Origin of the sequence: Albimonas marina (genome assembly GCF_029223255.1) — a bacterium.
Lineage (GTDB): Bacteria > Pseudomonadota > Alphaproteobacteria > Rhodobacterales > Rhodobacteraceae > Albimonas.
In genome coordinates this window covers 1-17,350 of the sequence record NZ_JARHUC010000013.1, presented here as the reverse complement: position 1 = coordinate 17,350, position 17,350 = coordinate 1, and the positions used below count along the sequence as shown (strand labels likewise).

The 17,350-nt window shown below is 69.2% G+C and carries 16 protein-coding genes; 1 reads left to right on the top strand and 15 read right to left on the bottom strand.

The features are described 5' to 3' along the window. Positions 1–329: 329 nt before the first annotated feature. The 10 genes from P2H44_RS24675 to P2H44_RS24630 form a co-directional block, all read right to left on the bottom strand. Complete coding sequence (locus P2H44_RS24675; RefSeq protein WP_275768070.1) at positions 330–1,217, bottom strand: hypothetical protein; 888 nt, start codon at positions 1,215–1,217, stop codon at positions 330–332. Beyond that, a complete protein-coding gene (locus tag P2H44_RS24670; RefSeq protein WP_275768068.1) occupies positions 1,198–2,448 on the bottom strand; it encodes a hypothetical protein in 1,251 nt (416 codons plus the stop codon). The genes P2H44_RS24675 and P2H44_RS24670 overlap by 20 nt, the downstream gene beginning before the upstream one ends. Before the next feature lie 82 nt (positions 2,449–2,530). Then, positions 2,531–3,685, bottom strand: coding sequence for a tyrosine-type recombinase/integrase (locus P2H44_RS24665; RefSeq protein ID WP_275768066.1), 1,155 nt, complete (start codon positions 3,683–3,685; stop codon positions 2,531–2,533). Positions 3,686–4,590: 905 nt separating this feature from the next. After that, on the bottom strand, positions 4,591–6,279 hold the full coding sequence (locus P2H44_RS24660) for an alkaline phosphatase family protein (protein ID WP_275768063.1): 1,689 nt from the start codon (positions 6,277–6,279) through the stop codon (positions 4,591–4,593). Positions 6,280–6,520: 241 nt separating this feature from the next. Continuing rightward, positions 6,521–7,522: a DUF1214 domain-containing protein gene (locus P2H44_RS24655; RefSeq protein WP_275768062.1), complete on the bottom strand. Its 1,002-nt coding sequence runs from the start codon at positions 7,520–7,522 to the stop codon at positions 6,521–6,523. 18 nt (positions 7,523–7,540) lie between these two features. Beyond that, on the bottom strand, positions 7,541–8,605 hold the full coding sequence (locus tag P2H44_RS24650; protein ID WP_275768060.1) for a DUF1214 domain-containing protein: 1,065 nt from the start codon (positions 8,603–8,605) through the stop codon (positions 7,541–7,543). Positions 8,606–8,644: 39 nt separating this feature from the next. Further along, entirely contained in the window at positions 8,645–8,911 is a 267-nt protein-coding gene (locus tag P2H44_RS24645; RefSeq protein WP_275768058.1) for a glycine zipper family protein, read from the bottom strand. A gap of 14 nt (positions 8,912–8,925) precedes the next feature. Beyond that, positions 8,926–9,309, bottom strand: coding sequence for a Rap1a/Tai family immunity protein (locus P2H44_RS24640; protein ID WP_275768056.1), 384 nt, complete (start codon positions 9,307–9,309; stop codon positions 8,926–8,928). A 32-nt stretch (positions 9,310–9,341) separates the two neighbouring features. Next, complete coding sequence (locus P2H44_RS24635; protein WP_275768054.1) at positions 9,342–10,181, bottom strand: transporter; 840 nt, start codon at positions 10,179–10,181, stop codon at positions 9,342–9,344. A gap of 65 nt (positions 10,182–10,246) precedes the next feature. Then, entirely contained in the window at positions 10,247–11,005 is a 759-nt protein-coding gene (locus P2H44_RS24630; RefSeq protein WP_275768052.1) for a hypothetical protein, read from the bottom strand. Positions 11,006–11,196: 191 nt separating this feature from the next. Between P2H44_RS24630 and P2H44_RS24625 the strand changes: the two genes are divergently transcribed. Continuing rightward, positions 11,197–12,228, top strand: coding sequence for an AraC family transcriptional regulator (locus P2H44_RS24625; protein ID WP_275768050.1), 1,032 nt, complete (start codon positions 11,197–11,199; stop codon positions 12,226–12,228). Positions 12,229–12,602: 374 nt separating this feature from the next. Here P2H44_RS24625 and P2H44_RS24620 read toward each other — a convergent pair whose 3' ends face one another. The 5 genes from P2H44_RS24620 to P2H44_RS24600 all read right to left on the bottom strand — a co-directional run bounded on the left by P2H44_RS24620 (position 12,603) and on the right by P2H44_RS24600 (position 17,208). Beyond that, a complete protein-coding gene (locus tag P2H44_RS24620) occupies positions 12,603–13,748 on the bottom strand; it encodes a DNA cytosine methyltransferase (RefSeq protein WP_275768048.1) in 1,146 nt (381 codons plus the stop codon). After that, positions 13,745–14,137 (bottom strand): hypothetical protein, encoded by a 393-nt coding sequence (locus tag P2H44_RS24615; RefSeq protein WP_275768046.1) that lies wholly within the window; start codon positions 14,135–14,137, stop codon positions 13,745–13,747. Before P2H44_RS24615 ends, P2H44_RS24620 begins: the two co-directional genes overlap by 4 nt. Continuing rightward, positions 14,134–15,459 carry a recombinase family protein gene (locus P2H44_RS24610; protein ID WP_275768044.1) on the bottom strand — a complete coding sequence of 442 codons (1,326 nt, stop codon included), beginning with the start codon at positions 15,457–15,459 and terminating at the stop codon, positions 14,134–14,136. The genes P2H44_RS24615 and P2H44_RS24610 overlap by 4 nt, the downstream gene beginning before the upstream one ends. After that, the gene (locus P2H44_RS24605; protein ID WP_275768042.1) at positions 15,456–15,908 is read right to left on the bottom strand and encodes a DUF2924 domain-containing protein; all 453 of its coding nucleotides are present in this window, start codon (positions 15,906–15,908) and stop codon (positions 15,456–15,458) included. Before P2H44_RS24605 ends, P2H44_RS24610 begins: the two co-directional genes overlap by 4 nt. A gap of 226 nt (positions 15,909–16,134) precedes the next feature. Then, the gene (locus P2H44_RS24600; protein ID WP_275768041.1) at positions 16,135–17,208 is read right to left on the bottom strand and encodes a hypothetical protein; all 1,074 of its coding nucleotides are present in this window, start codon (positions 17,206–17,208) and stop codon (positions 16,135–16,137) included. Between the last annotated feature and the right edge of the window lie 142 nt (positions 17,209–17,350).

Sequence of the window (17,350 nt, the reverse complement as noted above, 5' to 3'; positions counted from 1 at the left end):
TGGACACTCAGAGATCGGGGTCGAGTCGTTAACAAGCGTTCGATCGCACCACATGAAACGCGGGCTGCGGCCCGCGTTTTTTCTGACAAATGCAGTTAGACGCTCCCGCGATCGTCAGTGGTATCGGGCGCGCCGGCCTCCCCGCCGGCATTTTCCTTATCGAGGGTACTTGCGGACCAATCGACGCCCTCGAAGCGCTCCAACAGTGTCGGAACGGCCATGTTACCCGAGAAACAGTCGGGAGGGCTGGCGACTTTGCCTTGATGCCGAAGGAGCGCTTCTCCGGCGAACAGATCGCTTTTTCGCTCTGACCGGCCATGCCGCGCCCTTCATTCGCCAGTCCGCCCGGCGCTCTTCTCGAAATCACGCAAGTGCGCCTTGATCGTCGACTCGCCTGGCGGGCTCTCGCCTGCGAAAAGGTCGCTCCATGCCGCCCTTATGGCTCGCGTACCCTCGTTGCGACCCGTTCGGAGCAATCCGCGCTCGCCAAGGTGTTCGATGACGACCTGGATTTTTTCGTCGTAGCTCGGCCGGCCGCCCTTGCTCTTTGTCGCTGGAGACAAAAGCCGGACGGCCAGTTCATCAAGGAGCGCGGCATCGATAAGCGGACCTCGAAAGTCCGACCGCCCGAGAACGCCATCGAGTGGTTCGACATGCATACCCGGCATCGGTGAGTACGCGGCAATGCCATGCTCGGCCACAAGCACCAGGGTCAGGTGGCTTGGGCCGGAACGCGCCGCCACAGCCCTCCACGCCGCGGTCGCAGAAGCGCCGGAGCCATTTCGAGAGATGAGCGCCTCGACGCGTCGCTCTCCGCTTGGCCGCCGACCGAGCCGCCACACGCCGTCTCGCGCATCGCCGGCATCGAAGTCGCGTGGATCGAAGGCAGCCGAAGCCAGGCTGCGGACGATGGCCTCCATGTCGACCTTCCACAGGCGGAGGCGTTCGCGGTCGGCCACGACGAAGTCGGCTTCGGGACAACGCCACCCGAATTCATCACTGCCGACGTTGTGCTCGACCTGCGCCATGTGACCGAGATCGCAGGCATCGCAAAACACTGAAGGCGCGACGCCGCCATCCACGATGACGCCAAGGCTTCTCAGGGCATCGACGTGCCGCCCAAGCGACGCCGCAGGCACCCGCGACGCACCCTCCCGAAACAGCTGCAGGACCAGATCCGCAGGGTGTGAGGCGGGGTCAGGCATCACTCGGGTCATAGAGGCCCCATCGCTCCATCAAGGTCCCCGCGATGAACTGGTGGCGCTGGGTATGATCCCGCAGGTTCGACCTGTTCGGGGCAGAAAGCGAGACCAGGACCGCCTTGGGCCGCCGCCCGGGCTGCTCCGGTTCAAAGATCACGCGGATCGACGCCGCGACGACCCTCCAGCCGATCCGGCCCATCGGGGAGTGCGCCTCGAAGGCGTCGCTGGAGCGGTCGCGCAGACTTCCGTCGTCCGTCGGACCTGCACGCATCGCCAGCGTCACGGACATGCTCGAGGTCGGGTTGATCAGCGTCACCCTCTCGACCTCTGCAGACTGAACCCCGTCTTCGGGTTTCAGCGCCAATGGTCTCCCCGATGCCAAGCGCTGCAATTCCAGCCGCCGCGCGCGCACCGGTTCGATCGGCGCATCGGATGCGAGCATCGTTTCAGAGAAGGCGCGCGCGATCTTCTCCTGGAGGGGCCGCCCGCCCTTGGCGACCACTTCGATCTGCCGCGCCGCCGCATCGAAGACGATCGCGCCCTCGACCACCGCACGATGAGAACGCGTGACGATCTCTCCGTCGTCATCGAACGCCGTCTCGGCCCGCGGCGGCTGCTCGACGAAGACCGCAGCCTGCATGCAGACGTGGGACTCGCCGCTGGCCGGATCGATGATCTCGCGCTCGAACCAGTCGAAGTGGATGCGCGCGAAGGCATCGTGCTCGGAGAAGATCCGCCGGGTCTCTTCCTCGAACCTGACCTTCGCCTCCTCGCCTGGACGAAGTTCTACGTCTGCCGCGCCTCCGAACGCATAGCCGCTGTAGGACCGACCCTGCCGGTAGCGATCCGCATAGTGAGACGCCAGCGCCCGGTCGAAGCAGCGGCGGTCGCTCAGGTAGACGTCGATCGCCGCAGCCCGAAGGCTCTCGATGGCGTCGAAGGTTTCCGCGTCCATGCATGCGGACAGGGCCACGGACCGCAGTGCACGCCGGCCGAAGTCATCGTTCAACTGCTCGACCTGGTCGATGATCGCAAGGAACTCGTCGCGAGCGCCCTGCCCCGCGTCGGCCAGGGCCACAAGCGCCTGCCGCGCGCGCTCCTCTGGTTTCGCGTCTGGATCGATCGCGGCGATGCCGGATGCATCCACCGCGCAGGCTTCCATCAGCGCGACGATCTTCGGCCACGGCGTCTGCTTGATGAACGACTTTGGGGATTGAGCCAATGTTGTGCATTCCAGAGCAGCCACCCCAAAATCTGGGGATCGCTTCATCTGGGAGCAGGCGGAAGCAACGTCAACACCACTGTCGAACGAAAACGGACGAAGAGGATCAGCCCTGGATCACCTCGGACAGGTGCGCGTCCCACGCGTCCATCAGGGCACGCCGCTTGTCGAACAGGTCTCCGCGCGCATACGCGGCTTCGGCCTTGTCCTTGAGCCGATGGGCGAGCGCTGCCTCGATCACTTCCCTCGGGAAGGCTGTGGTCTCGCCCGCCCAGTCCCGGAAGGTCGACCGGAAGCCATGAACGGTGACGTCCTCTCGCTTCATCCGGCGCAGCACCGCCGTCAGCGCCATGTCGCTGAGCGGCTTGTCGAACGCGCGCCCGCCCGGGAAGATGAGTTCGTCCGCCGCGCCCGGTTCGCCCAATACGGCGAGCGCAGCCGATGTCAGCGGAACGCGATGCTCCTTGCCGGCCTTCATCCGAGCGGCCGGGATCGTCCAGACCAAGGCATCGAGATCGACCTCGCCCCAGCGCATCCCGCGGACTTCTCCCGAGCGAGCCGCGGTTCGGATCACGAAGGACAGGGCGCGCGCGCTCAGCCCCTCTCGGGCGTCCAACTCGGCCATGAACGCCGCCGCCTCCCGCCAGTCCATCGCCGGATGATGTTCCACGGCGCGCACCGCGGTCGGCTTCGGCAGGATGTGGTCGAGATGGCCGCGCCAACGGGCCGGGTTGTCCCCATCGCGCGCACCGATGGCCGAGGCGTAGTCGAGAACGGCCTCGATGCGCTGACGGACGCGGCTGGCGGTCTCAGGCGTGCGGGTCCAGATGGGGCGAAGCGCGGTCAGCACGTCCTGCGTTTCGATCTTGCGCACGTCGATGTCGCCCATCGTCGGGTAGGCGTGGGCCTCCAGGGTCGATGTCCATTGCGCCCCATGCTTGGCGTTCTTCCAGCCCTTGCGCTTCGCTTCGATCAGGGCGGAGGCGGCTTCGCGGAACGTGGTGCGCTTGACCTTCGCTTTCGCCGCGATGGGATCGCCGCCTTCGGCGAGCATCCGCCGCGCCTCCAGCGCCCTGTCCCGAGCCATGGCGAGCGTCACCTCGGGCCAGGCCCCCAGACCGAGATCACGCCGTCGACCGTCCTTCTGGTAGCGCAGGACCCACGATCGCGCGCCCGTCGGCTTCACGAGCAGCATCAGACCGCGCCCATCGACATGACGGCCAGGGCCAGCCGTTTCGACCTTTCGAGCGGACAGCGCCATTCGGGTTCCCACACTCGTTCCCACACATTGGACCGAATTTAGGCGAACGCTCGCGGACGTCAAGACATGGCAATAGCGACAAGTCATTGCCATAATGTGGTTTGCATGGATTTCGGCGAGCTCGCTCGGACGTCTGCGAACATAAGTTCGGCGGACGCTCTCTCCGCCACTCGCCCCGCGCGAACGGCACGAACAGATCCGGCTCCGGCCGGATTTTTTCGTTGGGGCAGAGGGTTGTAGGGTCTCGGCTATTCACCTGCCCGCTTGCGGAAACGCCCGAAAGCGGTCTCTCCGGGCCGATACTCTCCGAACCTGTTGACTGCGCCGTTTTGGTGAAGAGCCTTCCAAGCCATTGAGATGCATCAGACTTCACAAAGACGATGCTGTTGACTTCGATCCGGGTGGCACCTGTGCGATCGGGCCTGAGATCCAACGTTCTCCGAGACGCCGACGGCTTTAAGCACAGTCCCCGCTATCGCCCGCGGCAGCGGTGCCCAGTGATGTCGGACGAGGACCGCCAGGCAGCGCCACAGGACCAGCACGCTGCCTCGGCCTCAGTCGTTTCCAGTCGACGTCGATCGCTGCAATCGCAACTGGCGAGCGCAGTGATGCCAATCGGCAAGGCTGACGCTCACGGCCCATTGCTGCCGTTCACGGCTGTAACTGATGCTGTGATGCCGCACGCAGTTTCTGCCGTTGGGTGTGGCTGCGCAGACCCGGCCGGTTCGGTCGGAGGTTCGTCCGACGAAGCGAATGGGCGAGCGCATCGCTCCACGGTCGGCGGCAGGCCCACGGACGACCTCCCGGGAGTCTAGCGATGCCTGCGGGTTGGTCGGCGACGCCCGGACGGCTACCGCGAGCGAGCCGCCAAACGCCGACATGAGTGGAACCGGCACCCAAAACGATCATCGAGGCAGCGCCTCGGTCAAGGGCTCGCCGCTCGCCCCCGAGGGCGGCTTGATCCCGAGCCGGGCGGCGATCGTCGGCGCGACGTCAACGGTCTCGATGCGGCGGGCGATGCGGCCCGGCTGGATCCCCGGGCCGGCGAAGATCACCGGCACGTAGGTGTCGTAGGCCCAGGGCGAACCGTGCGCCGAGGCGACGTGAAGCCCGTCGAAGTCCGCGACGAACCAGTGCGGCTCGAAGACGACGTAGACGTCCCCGGAACGGTCGGGGTGGAAGTTCGCCGTCACGGCCCGGCCCACGGCGGTGTCCGGCGCGGCGCCCGCGCGCAGCGACGCGCTGCCGATGGCCAGCGCGATGCCCGGCAACTTCTGCAGCTCCTCCGCCACCGCGGCCTCGACCGCGCGCGCATCGAGGCCGGCCGACTCGATCGCGGACCTGTCGAGGTAGACGTAAGGGTTGGTGAAGCTCTCGATCAGCTCGCGCGAGAGGCCGAACTCGCGTTGCAACCGCTTGAAACCGGGCTCGGCGTCGACGTCGTCGAAGCTGAAGGTCCGCGCCTCGATCCCGAGGGTCGCCAGATATCCGGGCGCCTCCGGCGCGCCGTGATCGGCCGACAGGACGATCAGCGTGCGGTCGAGGCCGACCTTCGCGTCCACGTGCGCGAGCAGATCGGCGAGCGTGCGGTCGAGGCGCTTCATGTTGTCCTCGGCCTCGAGGCTGGACGGGCCGAAGACGTGGCCGACGTAGTCGGTGGAGGAGAGGCTGACGGAAAGGAAGTCCGGAACGTCGTCCTGGCCGAGCCCCTCCGCGTCGATCAGCGCCTTGGCGAAATCGGCGGTGATCTCGTCGCCCGCCGGGCTGACGGTCAGCAGCGTGGTGTAGGACTTGCCGTCCGCGGGACCGTAGGCGTGCGGAAAGGTCCGGCCCCAGCCGGGGAAGTCGGTCTCCCATGGCTGGTCGTCGCGGTCGGCGAAGGCGTAGGTCTCCGGCGGCAGCATCAGCGTCCAGTCGGTGTCGGCGTAGGACCCGACGACATCCTTGCGCGTCCAGGTCTGCACCCATTCCGGATAATCGCTGCGGTAGAAGGCGCTCGTGACGAAGCGGCCTTCGGCCTTGGAGAACCAGTAGGCCTGCCCGGCGTGTCCGGCGAAGGGGATGGCCCCGCGATCCTTCACCGAGACGCCGAAGACCTTCGCCTCCGGTCCGAAATGAAGCCTGATCTCGTCGCCGATGGTCGACGTCAGGATGTTGCGCGGCGAGCGCCCGTCGGTCGTGGCGGCCCGCTGCGTCGGGTCGACCTCGGCGTCCCGGTCGATGCCCGCCGCCCCGACCAGCGGGAAGTCGGGATCCTGGACGTTGTAGAACAGCTGGCCGGCGTCACGGTCGAACCAGACGTTCGCGACCATGCCGTGGACGCCCGGATCGGCTCCGGTGGCGAGCGTGGCGTGGCCGACGATGGTCTCGGTGTTGGCGTGCCGGTGATGAGCGTTGACGAACCAGGCGCCGTTCTCGACGAGATGCCGGAACCCGCCCTCGCCGAAGCCGGCGCCGTACCGTGCGATCAGGTCGCCGCGAAGCTGGTCGACCGTGATCTGGAGGACGAGGCGAGGCGCCGCGTCCTCGGCCTGCGCCGGGGTCTGAACGGCCGCGATCAGGGTCGCGGCCTTGAGGATGTTTCTCTTGCTCATCAGTCCCTCCCAGGACGCTCGGAGGTCGTCGAGCCGGGTCTCCGAACTCTGACGCCTTGATCCGCCGCCGCGCGCCGACGACTCGTTCGTCGCGGCATCCGATGGTCCGAACCTGCCGTTGGGCGCCGAGGCCAATGCCGAGATGCGGTCCGTCGGCGCCGTCGGTCGCCGCGTTCCGAAAGCGCCGACGACCGGATCGGCGGTCGAGCGCGCGATGCGGCCTCCGCGACCGCGGCGGCGATCAATCGACCGGCTCGATCTCGGGAAACGTCCAGCGTCCATCGAGGATCTCGGCCCGCGGCTGATAGAGCCGGACCGTGTAGTTCCAGCCCGGCGTGATCGGGATGCAGTTCACCCGGCCGTCCTCGCAGCCGCCGAAATGGATCGTGTAGGCGCCGTCCTGGTTCGGCGTGGCCGAGGTGTTGTTGTAGCTGTTCCGCCCCAGATCGTTGGGGGCGAGAAAGCCGTCGGCGTCGTAGACGGTGATCGACCAGAAGGCGTCCACCGGCACGTCGCGGACGGTCACCGCATGGGGGGTCTCGCCGTCGTTCATGTCGACGGCATCGACGAAGGCGCTGGCCGTCGTGGCCGGCTGCCCCGCCCAACCCGCCATTCCGATCAGGTGGCCGAGCGGGTCCACCTCGTCGCGTCGACCGAAGGCGATGCCGGCATCGAGACCGACGGCGGCGGCGAGGTCGCTGATCGCCTTCCGAGCTGCTGCAAGGCTTTCAAGGTCCCAGTCCGGCGCCTCGAAGGGGCCGCTTCCGCCGCCTTCGAGGCGGATTCCGTCCTGCACGGCATGGGCGCGGGCGGCATCGTCGGGATCGCCTGCGTCAATGAAGGTGCGGAACAGGAGCATCGCGAAGCGGGTCCCGACCTCGTCCTCGGTCAACTCGTAGGCGCCGGGCTGGGCATAGGCGAAGTTGTAGTGGTCCTGGCTGATCACCAGCACGGACTGGAACCGCCCGTCCCCCTCGGGCAGCGTCACCGTCACCGGGTCGGACAGGTCGATTATGGCGGCCGAGTAAAGAGTGTCTTGGTTGGGCCGGATGATCGGCTGCGGCGCGTCGGCGGAGACCACCTGGCGCTCATGGGCGATCTCGCCGACGCCGGTGGCGTTGGTCTGCATGGTGAGCCGGAACATCGTATCGCTCTCGGCGCGCATGAGGTTCTGGATCGTGATGTCCTCGGCGAGGACCGGCGCGGGCGCGCAGAGCGCAATGGCAAGAAGAAGACGTCGCATGGTCCGTGTCCTTTTCCGTCAGTTGATCGGCTGGACGGGCGGGAAGCTCCAGGATCCGTTCAGGATCTCGGGGCCGGGCTGGTAGAGGCGGATGGTGTACTGCCAGCCCTCGACCAGCGGCAGGCAGTTGACGCGCCCGTCCTCGCAGCCGCCCAGGTGCACGGTCATCGACCCGTCCGCGTTGCGCGCGCCGCTGACGGAGTTGACCACGTAGGCGCCCAGCGGGTTGGGCACGAAGTAGCGGGCCGCGTCGTAAAGGCTGACCGACCAGAAGGCGCCGACCGGCACCTCGGCGGGAACCTCGATGCGGTATTCGCCGACGGGCAGGCCGGGCGAGACGCTGACGTAAAGCGCCTCGGTCTCCGGCAGGCCGCCCCAGCCGCCGGCGGTCCCGATCAGGTGGCGCACGGGGTCGACCTCCTCCCGCCTCCCGAACATGCGGACGGAGGAGGGCAGGTAGGGCCCCAGCGCGACGGCGGCGCGCACGAAGCCCTCGTAGCTGTCTTCGTCGTAGATGGGCGGGATGAACGGCTTGGCCGAGGCGGCCTCGATCGACATCGCGTCCTGGATCGCGTGCACCGCGGCGACGTCGGCGGGGTCGGAGGCGTCGACCAGCACGCGCATGTAGACGGCGACATAGGGCGTGTCGAAGGTCTCGACGTCGAGCGTGTAGCTCCCGCCCCCGTGGAACACCTCATTGAGGTAGTGGTCCTGATTGACGATCATCGCCGACATGTAGCGGCCGCCGACATCAGGCAGGGTCAGGGTCGCGCCCTGGCTGATGTCGACGATCGCCGCGCTGTAGAGCGTGTCGCGGTTCATGCTGACCGTGGTCTGCGCCTCGACCGGGGTCAACTCGCGGAAGTGGAAGAAGCGGTTCACGCCGCCGGCCAGCGCCACGTACTTGTCGAACTCGATGTCCGTCGCGGCGCGGACGAAATTGTCGAGCGTGACCGGAATCTCCTGGGCGTCCACCAGGGCGTCCAGATTGTCGTCGGCGACCTGCGCCATGGCGGCGTGCGGGGCCGCGAAGCCGATCGCGGTCAGCGCGGCGGCCAACGTCTTGATGGGGCGAGAGATCATTTCGGTCCTCCTGAGAAGAGTCTGGTCGCCGGGCGCGCCTCAGCCGCCGGCGCGTCCTGCGGCGACGCCCCGTCGGTAGGCGGCGTCCTTGTCCTTCTGCACCTTGTCGACGACCAGGCCGCCCACGAGGCCGGCGCCGGCGCCGATGGCCGCGCCCATGGCGGTGTCCCCGGCGATCGCGCCGACGACGGCGCCGCCTGCGGCGCCCACGGCGGTTCCGGTCAGGGCGCGCTGTTCGGTGTCGGACATGCCCGCGCAGCCCCCGGCTGCGAGGCACATCAGGGCGAGAGAGACGGGTTTCAGCATGGCTGCGCTCCTCATCAGTAGGACGCCGGGCACGGGTAGGCGGCGGCGGCCCAGATCAGCAGGCCGTCGAGCGCCTCGCGGCTGCGGATGTCCGGGTTGGCCGCCATCCAGTCGACGAAGGCGCTGGTGATCTCGTTGCGGCTCGGCGCCTGCGTCGCCGGCGGCGGGCAGTAGATGTCCTCGCCCAGCTCCGCCGCGAGCGCGGCGTGGAAATGGTGCGCGCCCAGCAGATAGCCCTGGCACATGTGGATCGCGGCGACATGCAGCGGGCTGTCGGCCGGCGTCGCGCAGAGGTCTGCGAGGTCGCCGGCGGTGTCGAGCACGAAGTCGCTCTCCTCGGTGGCCGCCGCGGCGGCGACGGGCGTCGCAAGAAGCGCTGCGAAGATGAGTCGGCGCATGATCGGATCTCCCTGGTTGGGCGCGGCGCCGCTCAACGCGGCAGCATCACCGTGATTGCGAGCCGCGCGCGAAGTTCGTCCGGGCCGGCGGCGGGCGTCTCCAGCCAGTAGCCCAGCCCGGCCTGAAGGCTGACCGGGACCGCGCCGATGCGGGTGAGCTTGCTGACGGCGACGTTGACCGGGACGGCCCATGTCTCCGTCTGCCAGTCGTAGGTGGTTTCGGATTGCAGCGAGAACGTCCACGCCGTCGGCGTGGTGTAGGCGGCGAAGGGCTGCACGAAGCTGCGGTTGAGATCCGTGCGCTTGTCGTCGCCGGCGAAGGACCAGACATGGTTCGCCAGCGCCCCGACGGTCCAGGGCCCGCGCTGGACCAGCGCCACGCCGCTCGGGCCAGCCGCCCATTTCTCCGCGCCGAGCTGCGACCGCGTCGCGGTCGGCAGCACGACGACCGGACCCACGCCCCAGGTCAGGCCGCCCTCGGTCGGCCGGGAGGGGGAGAAGAACAGGGTCTGCGTGACGTCGCCCAGGCCGAACTGGGACCCCGCGCCCGCGAAGATGTCTTTCTGCCCGACCAGCGGCACGATGGTGCGCGAGATGAGGTTCCAGTCCTCGTTCAGGTGGAAGGGGATCACCGGCTGGACGTTTGTGGTCAGACGCCAGCCGTCGTCGGGCCCGTAGCCGCGGTCGTAGTTGGACTGGACGGGGACCGAGACGAGATCGGCGATCGGGTTCGAGAGCTCCCGCGCCAGCGCCGCATCGTCGCTCTGCCGCGCCACGGAGCCCGCTTCGGCCTGCGCCGGCTGGGCCTCCGCCCCCATCGGACCGAGCAGCGCCATCGCCAGAGCAGCGGCCAGCGTCGTCCACGTCTTCATGCCCATGCTCCTCCGCGTCTCTTGTTCCGGCCCGCGCGCCCGGGTCTCTTCGGTCCCGCCTGCCGTCAGAACGAGACCGTCAGGCCGACCAGCGGACCCTGCTGCTCGACGTCGTAGAGAAAGCCCGAGGCGTCGCGGTCGACCTTCATCCAGCGCCAGCCGGCCGAGACCGACGTCGCCTCGGTGACCCGCCAGCCGACCGCGGCGAAGGCGTCGACCATCAGGTCCGACCCCAGGCCGAAGCCGCCCAGGCCGAGCCAGCCGTGCAGGAACCACCGTTCCGACAGGTCCAAGGCGCCGCGCAGCGACACGACGGGGTCGACCCAGACGTCGTCGCCCCTCAGCTCACGCGGCCTCGCCGGGCCGCCGGAGAGCTTCAGGTCGGTTCCCACCGACCACAGCCGCAGCCCGCCGCCGGCCGACAGCGTCGCGCCCTCCCGGTCGAGAACGGCGTATTCGGCCACGGCCGTGGCGAGGAAGGTCTTCGAGGTCAGGCGGGTCTTCGCGTGGAACGGCGGCAACGCGCCGTCGGCGCGGGTCTCGACATACTGGATGTCGCCCGCCAGCCCGAAGCGGCCCTTGCGGGCCTGCCCCGCGAGCATGCCCGCGAACCGCAGGTCGTCGAAGATGTCGCCGAAGGACAGGTCGACCTCGGCCGGCGGCAGCGGCGCCAGCGTGCCGCTGGTCCCCGACAGCCCTGCCGCCCAGAGATAGGGAGAGACCTGGAAGCGCCAGCCGTCCTCCGCGGTCTCCTGCGCGCCGGCGACGCCGACCGACGCCAGCGCCGTCGCCGCCGCGATCCATGTTCTCGCCGCCCAGGTCATCGCGTCCCGCCTCGTCCACCCCTTGATCGGGCGCGACTGTGGAGGATTCCCGGCCGGCGGACGCGGGCATTTCACGACAAAACGCCCGCCGGCCTTGATCTGCCTCAACGACCGGCGCCCCGACGTCATTCACGTTGCGTCTGTTTCTCGGGGGAGGGCCGGCGGCGCAGGCGCCGGGGGGAGGATTGGTCATGATCGCCTGGATCAACGGCGGCCTTTATGCCGAGTCGTCCCGGCTGCTCGCCGCCATGACCACCCCGCGCCTCGCGGAGGAGCTTGCGCAGGCCGCGGGCCTGCCCCCCGATCCCGACGGGCCGGACCCCGCCTTCGTCCCCTACGCCGCCTATGCCGGCTGGGCCGAGCGCGCCGCGCGCCGGCTGGGCGAGCGGCATTTCGGCGCCGTCCTCGGCGTTCGTCACCGCTACGAGGATCTGGGCCCCTACGCCGACTACGTGCTCCAGGCGCCGAGCCTGCTGCGGGCCGTGGCGCGGGCCCGCCGCGCGCTGCCGCTGATCGCCAACGCCTCGCGGGTCGAGATGGTCGCGCGCGACGGACGGCTCGTGGTCCGGTTCCGCTCGGGCGTCGAGCGCGTGGTCGGCGCCCGCCATGTCGACGAATTCATGCCGCCCCTGATCGTGCAGCTGTTCGCACGCTTCCAGGACGAGGGCTGGCGTCCGGACTGGATCGAGCTTCCGGCGGCCGGCGGGCGGCTCGACGCGGATATCGCCGACCTGTTGGGCGGCATCCCCCTGCGTGCCGCCGACGCGCCGGGCGTGGCCCTGCGGGCGGAGGCTCTTCAGGCCCGCAACAACCGCCGGCCCGATCCGCGCCAGGCGCTGGTGTTCCGCGACCTTCCCGCGCTCGCCGGCGGCCGCGCGCCGATGAACTTCGGAGAGGCGACCCGCGCCGCAATCCGCCTCGACCTCCGTCTCGGCGAGGCCTCGGCCGAGACGGTCGCCGAGCGTCTCGGCCTGGGTCTGCGCACGTTCCAGCGCCGACTGCGGGCGGAAGGCCTCTCCTTCCGCGACCTGCGCCTTGAGGAGACGCTCGCCCGCGGCCTTGCGCTGCTGACCGAGACCGACCTGCCGGTCGAGACGGTTGCCGAGTCGCTGGGCTACGACGACCCTTCCAGCTTCCGCCGCGCTTTTCGCCGTCGTTTCGACCACCCCCCGAGCCTGGCCCGCGCCAACCCGCTCGCCGAGGCGCCGAAGCGATTGCAGTAGGACGAACGGCGATGCCGTGCACCGCACTATGATCGGAGCCTGCACGACCCGGCTCGACGCCGGGATTCGCGTTCATGCCCCGCGAGCATCCGCGTGAGGCATGGGATCTGGTCGCTGCCCTGTCGCCCTCCAAGCCGCGGCTTCCCCCCGTCCGCGGGCGATCGGACGCGGCGCCGGCCGGACCCGCCGCCCATCGCCGTCGCCGTCGCCGCGCCCGACCGCTTCCAACAACGTCAAAGCAACCACTGACGTCGCCCCGAAGCAGCCCTCCATCGGCCCTGCAGCGAACTTCCGCTTCCCGCCCTTATCGACGGAAGCCTTGGCGCTCCTGTCATGATGAGGGTTGAGGCCGGTCTCAGCCGCAAGGCAGAAGATCAGGCGAGCAAGACCTTCGCTTGCCCTCCCTCGGCGAGCGGTTCCAGCAGGTTTTCCGCGAGGAACCGCACCACCGGCACGACCACGCCGTCGCCGGCCAGCTTCAGCGCATCGTTGGTCCGCCGCGGCGTGATGTAGTCCGCCAGCAGCCCCATCAGGGACGCGGCCTCGCGAGGAGACAGGAGCCGGACCCGGACCCGTCCGTCCTCCACCACCAGGATCGACTGGCGGCTGGAGCCGCCGGCCGGGGTGCGCAGACAGCCCGCCAGGCCGTCGAGGCGGACCTCGATCCGCTGGCGCTTCACCCCGTCGGCCTCCAGCCGCGTCCGACGGAACAGCGCGCCGACGTGATGGCCGCCGGCGGCCTGAGCGGTCTCCACCTTGATCCTGTTCGTCGGCGACATCATCGCCAGCAGGCGTTCGGTTTCCGCAGGCGTCCGCCAGGGCGCATCGGCAGGGTCGACTTCGAGGATCGAGGCCAGGTCGACGTTCCTCCGGGGGGGCGTCGGCAGCGACCACCACGTCCAGGCTTCGACGAGATCCGGCGGCAATCGCGCCGCCGCCTTCGTCAGGGAAGCGGGATGCCAGCGCGGGTCGGGTCCGGACGTGACGAGAGCCGAGGGCGGCCTCCTCGGCGCAGGCACGCCGACGAAGAACAGCCGCGGGCGCGACTGGGGCACAAAGAGCGCGGCGTCGATCACCACCGCGCCGGTGCGCCAGCCGAGATCCCTGAAGGCCGCGACAAGAGCGGCGAAGTCCGACCCGCCGTTGGAGGTCAGCAGGCCGCAGACGTTTTCCAGGACGATCACACCGGGAGCCCGGCCCTCCGCCGCCAGGCCCTGCACCAGCCGCCAGAACGGATGGAAGGCGCCGCTGCGCCCGCCGCGAAGCCCCTGCCCCGCACCGGCCAAAGAGAGGTCCTGGCAGGGGAACGAGGCCCAGACGAGATCCGGGCGCCCCGGCAGCTCGGCGAGGGAGACCTCGGCCACGTCGCGCAGCAGGAACTCCTCCCCGCCATGGTTGGCGCGATAGGCGGCCGCCTTCATCGGATCGCGGTCGTTGGCGAAGGTGCAGGACCAGCCGGGGCCGAGGCCGAGCCGGGCCATGCCGCCCCCGGCGAAGAAGTCATGCCAGGTCCGGGTCATTCGGCCCCGCCCCTCGCCGCGAGCACGGCGCGCTGGCGGTCCCATTCGACCGGCAGCGGCTGGAGCAGCCGCGCCAGCGTGACCCCGGAGCCCTGCTCGCCCGCCAGGATCGCCTGCACGATGTCGGGCGCGAGAAACGCCAGCCGCAGGACGCGGGTCAGGTAGGACGGCGCGATCTTCTCGCGCTCCGCCAGTTCCGCGAGGGTCATGACCTCGCCGGCCTCCAGCATCCGCTTCCAGCGGAACGCGCGTGCCAGCGCCTTGATCAGCGTGTCGTCGGCCCGGCGCAGCTGGGCGGCGCCCTCCGGCAACAGCATCCGCTTGCGCCCGCCCCGCTTCGCCGCCCGGAACGGCACGTGCAGCGTCACCGTCTCGGGGGCCCGGGTCATGCCGCTTCCCCCGTGTCGCCGGACCGCATCTCGCGCGCGAGACCGGCGAGGCCGTCGACCCGAAGCCGGATGTCCAGCCCGTCCGGGGCGATGTCCACGCGCTCGACCAGCAGCGCCAGGATGCGCGCCTGCTCGGCCGGGAAGAGTTCGTCCCACAGCGGGTCCAGCTGGTGCAGGGCGTCCCGCGCCTCGGTCTCGGCGACGTCGCCATCCTGTTTCCGCGCCGCCTTCCACGTCCCCGCCACGATCTCCGGCTGGCGGAACACGGCGCGGAGACGGTCGACGACGGCCGCCTCGATCTCGCCCGCGGGGAGACGCCCGACCGGGCATGCCCCCGCACCGTGCTTCAGAACCGACTGGCTGACGTAGTAGCGATACAGGCGGTCGCCCTTGCGGGTGTGGGTCGGCGAGAAGGCCGCGCCGTCCGGCCCGAACAGCAGCCCCTTCAGGAGCGCCGGCGTCTCGGCGCGAGTGCGGGCCGCACGCGTCCTCGGGCTCTCCTGCAGGATCGCCTGGACCTTGCTCCAGGTCCCGTGGTCGATGATGCCGTCGTGCTCGCCCGGGTAGCCCTGCCCCTTGTGGACGGCTTCGCCGATGTAGGCGCGGTTGTTGAGCAGCCGGTAGAGGTACTTCTTGTCGATCCGGTTGCCGCGCGGCGTGCGCAGGCCCCGCTTCGCCGCCTCCCGCGCCAGCGCCGTGCAGGACCCGGTCTCGATGAAGCGGGCGAAGATCCAGCGCAGGTCCGCGGCGCGGGGCTCGTCCACCACCAGCTTGCGGTTCTCGACGCGGTAGCCGTAAGGCGGCGCCCCGCCCATCCACATGCCCTTCCTGCGGCTGGCGGCGATCTTGTCGCGGATGCGCTCGGCCGTCACCTCGCGCTCGAACTGGGCGAAGCTGAGCAGGATGTTCAGCGTCAGCCGCCCCATCGACGTGGTCGTGTTGAAGGACTGCGTCACCGAGACGAAGGTCACGGCGTTGCGGTCGAAGACCTCGACCAGCTTGGCGAAGTCGGCCAGCGACCGGCTCAGCCTGTCGATCTTGTAGACCACCACCACGTCGACCAGCCCGTCGTCGATGTCTTCCAGCAGGCGCGTCAGGCCGGGCCGGTCCAGCGTGCCGCCCGAGATGCCGCCGTCGTCATACTGATCTCGAACCAGGACCCAGCCTTCCGACCGCTGGCTGGCGATGTAGGCCTCGCACGCCTCCCGCTGGGCATGGAGCGAATTGAACTCCTGCTCCAGCCCTTCCTCGGAGGATTTCCGAGTGTAGACCGCGCAGCGCAGCTTGCGGCCGACCTTCGCTATTGCGAGCGGCTTCGTCATGTCCGCCCCCTGTGGCTCTTGAGGCCAAAAAAGGTCCAGCCGTTCCAGCGGGTGCCGGTGATGGCGCGCGCGATCGCGGACAACGACTTGTACGGGCGGCCCTGCCATTCGAAGCCATCGGCGGTGACGGTGACGATCTGCTCGACGCCCTGCCATTCTCGCAGCAGCCGCGTGCCGGTGATGGGACGGCCGCGGTCGGCGCGGACGCGGCTCCTCTTCCTGTCGCCGCCGTCGAGGTCTTCGCCCAGCAGCTCCAATCGCCGGACGGTCTCGGGCTTCAGCCCGCCGTAGGCCAGTTCCTGAATGCGGTAGGCGAGCCGGCTCTCCAGGTAGCGACGGTTGAACGGCGGCGGCTCGCTGTCGAAGAGATCCCGCCACTGCGCCTTCAGTTCAGGGGTGGGCGTCGTCTTCAGCGCCGCCAGGCGCGCGGGGATCAGGTCATGGGTCATGCGTCTCTCCCTGGGTTCGGGTTCGCATGACCGCTCCGGGCGGGCGGAGAGTGTAGGGTCGAACCGCTCTCCGCGACGCTCTTGTCCAGGTCGCGCGACCGCAGCCGGAGAAGGCCAAGGGCAAGCAGGCCGCACACTTCAGCGCGGCGCTCGGCGGGGGTCATGCGGGCCGAGGGGAGCGGGTTGGGGCCGGCCTGCATGCCGCTCGAGGCGGTCGCGCCGGCCATCATGCGTCACCATCGTCTATGCGAGGGGAGACGATGCTCTGCGGGTTTGGCGGGTTTGGCGGGTTTGCTTCCCCCTCCCCCATACGCGTATCGGGTTGGTTTTGATTTCCGCGCGGAGGGCTGGGATTAAACTCTCCAAACCCGCCAAACCCGCAGTCGACCGTGTTCCTGGCCCGATCCACCCGAAATTCATTGCCGTTTCGGCCGCCGCGCGCCTTCAGGCAAAGGCCGTGAACGATACGGTCCTTTCGGAACGACAGAACCTTTCCGATGCTGCGCGTGCTCCGGGTCGCACGGTCGCCGCCGAGATCGACGAGCGACTCGTGCAGAGCCGTTTCTGCATCGGTGCGCTCAAAACGCTCGTTGGCGCGCGAGGAAACGTCTCGCGCCGTGAACCATCGGTCTCCGAACAACGTGCGCAGAGCGTCAAGGAGCGCGTGCAGCCCCTCCTGCTCCGGGTCGCTCGCCTGGGCGGTATGCACGAGATCCATTGGGTCACCGTAGGCTCCGGGAGCGAGCCGCCGCCCAACCCAGCACACCGTCTGCCGCACCAGATCGTCCCAGTGCTCGAAGCTTGCCATCCTGCCCGCAGCGGGCGGGTCGTCCGAACTTATCGCAGCCCGAATGAGCGTCAGCGCGCAGGCCACCAGATGCATTCGCGTCCGGACAACCTGCTGAAGCGGATCGACTTCGAAACGCCGTGCGAAGGGCGCGTCGGTGCGGGGATCGATCCGGCAGACGATCACCCTGCGAGCGAGGTCGCCGGCCAGAGCGAGGTTGTTGCCGGTCAGCAGCGTCAGCATGCGATTGGGGAACGAGCCGCTCTCGTTCTTCCCGAGAATCCGGTCCGAGAACTGCGGGGCGGTGAGTTGCGCGGCCAGTGCCGCGGAATCGAAGACCCCGACGATGTTATCCCACACGATAGCCGGCGTGCCGGCGCGGAGCGCCGTGAACAGGCGCTTCCTGACCTCTTCATCGTCGCGGCCCGCAGTGTGCGGCCAGATCTCTGGCGCCCGGCCGGTCGCGAGCGCAGCGATGGCGGATGCCAGAAGCGTCTTTCCGGAACCCTGCACAGGCGCATCGATCGCGAAGGCTGAACCGCTCCGGGTCTGCCGGAGGCTCCCACTCCTGAGTAGGATGGAGCCCCATGAGCAAGACGACGAACAAGTTCTCCCCTGAGGTCCGCGATCGCGCGGTTCGCTTGGTGCTGGACAG

Bases quoted from the DNA above. Each gene is read 5' to 3' on its own strand.
- P2H44_RS24635 (WP_275768054.1), bottom strand. From the start codon at position 10,181: ATGAAGACGTGGACGACGCTGGCCGCTGCTCTGGCGATGGCGCTGCTC.
- P2H44_RS24625 (WP_275768050.1), top strand. From the start codon at position 11,197: ATGATCGCCTGGATCAACGGCGGCCTTTATGCCGAGTCGTCCCGGCTG.
- P2H44_RS24605 (WP_275768042.1), bottom strand. From the start codon at position 15,908: ATGACCCATGACCTGATCCCCGCGCGCCTGGCGGCGCTGAAGACGACG.
- P2H44_RS24655 (WP_275768062.1), bottom strand. From the start codon at position 7,522: ATGCGACGTCTTCTTCTTGCCATTGCGCTCTGCGCGCCCGCGCCGGTC.
- P2H44_RS24645 (WP_275768058.1), bottom strand. From the start codon at position 8,911: ATGCTGAAACCCGTCTCTCTCGCCCTGATGTGCCTCGCAGCCGGGGGC.
- P2H44_RS24620 (WP_275768048.1), bottom strand. From the start codon at position 13,748: ATGACCCGGACCTGGCATGACTTCTTCGCCGGGGGCGGCATGGCCCGG.
- P2H44_RS24640 (WP_275768056.1), bottom strand. From the start codon at position 9,309: ATGCGCCGACTCATCTTCGCAGCGCTTCTTGCGACGCCCGTCGCCGCC.
- P2H44_RS24675 (WP_275768070.1), bottom strand. From the start codon at position 1,217: ATGACCCGAGTGATGCCTGACCCCGCCTCACACCCTGCGGATCTGGTC.
- P2H44_RS24630 (WP_275768052.1), bottom strand. From the start codon at position 11,005: ATGACCTGGGCGGCGAGAACATGGATCGCGGCGGCGACGGCGCTGGCG.
- P2H44_RS24665 (WP_275768066.1), bottom strand. From the start codon at position 3,685: ATGGCGCTGTCCGCTCGAAAGGTCGAAACGGCTGGCCCTGGCCGTCAT.
- P2H44_RS24650 (WP_275768060.1), bottom strand. From the start codon at position 8,605: ATGATCTCTCGCCCCATCAAGACGTTGGCCGCCGCGCTGACCGCGATC.
- P2H44_RS24660 (WP_275768063.1), bottom strand. From the start codon at position 6,279: ATGAGCAAGAGAAACATCCTCAAGGCCGCGACCCTGATCGCGGCCGTT.
- P2H44_RS24610 (WP_275768044.1), bottom strand. From the start codon at position 15,459: ATGACGAAGCCGCTCGCAATAGCGAAGGTCGGCCGCAAGCTGCGCTGC.
- P2H44_RS24615 (WP_275768046.1), bottom strand. From the start codon at position 14,137: ATGACCCGGGCCCCCGAGACGGTGACGCTGCACGTGCCGTTCCGGGCG.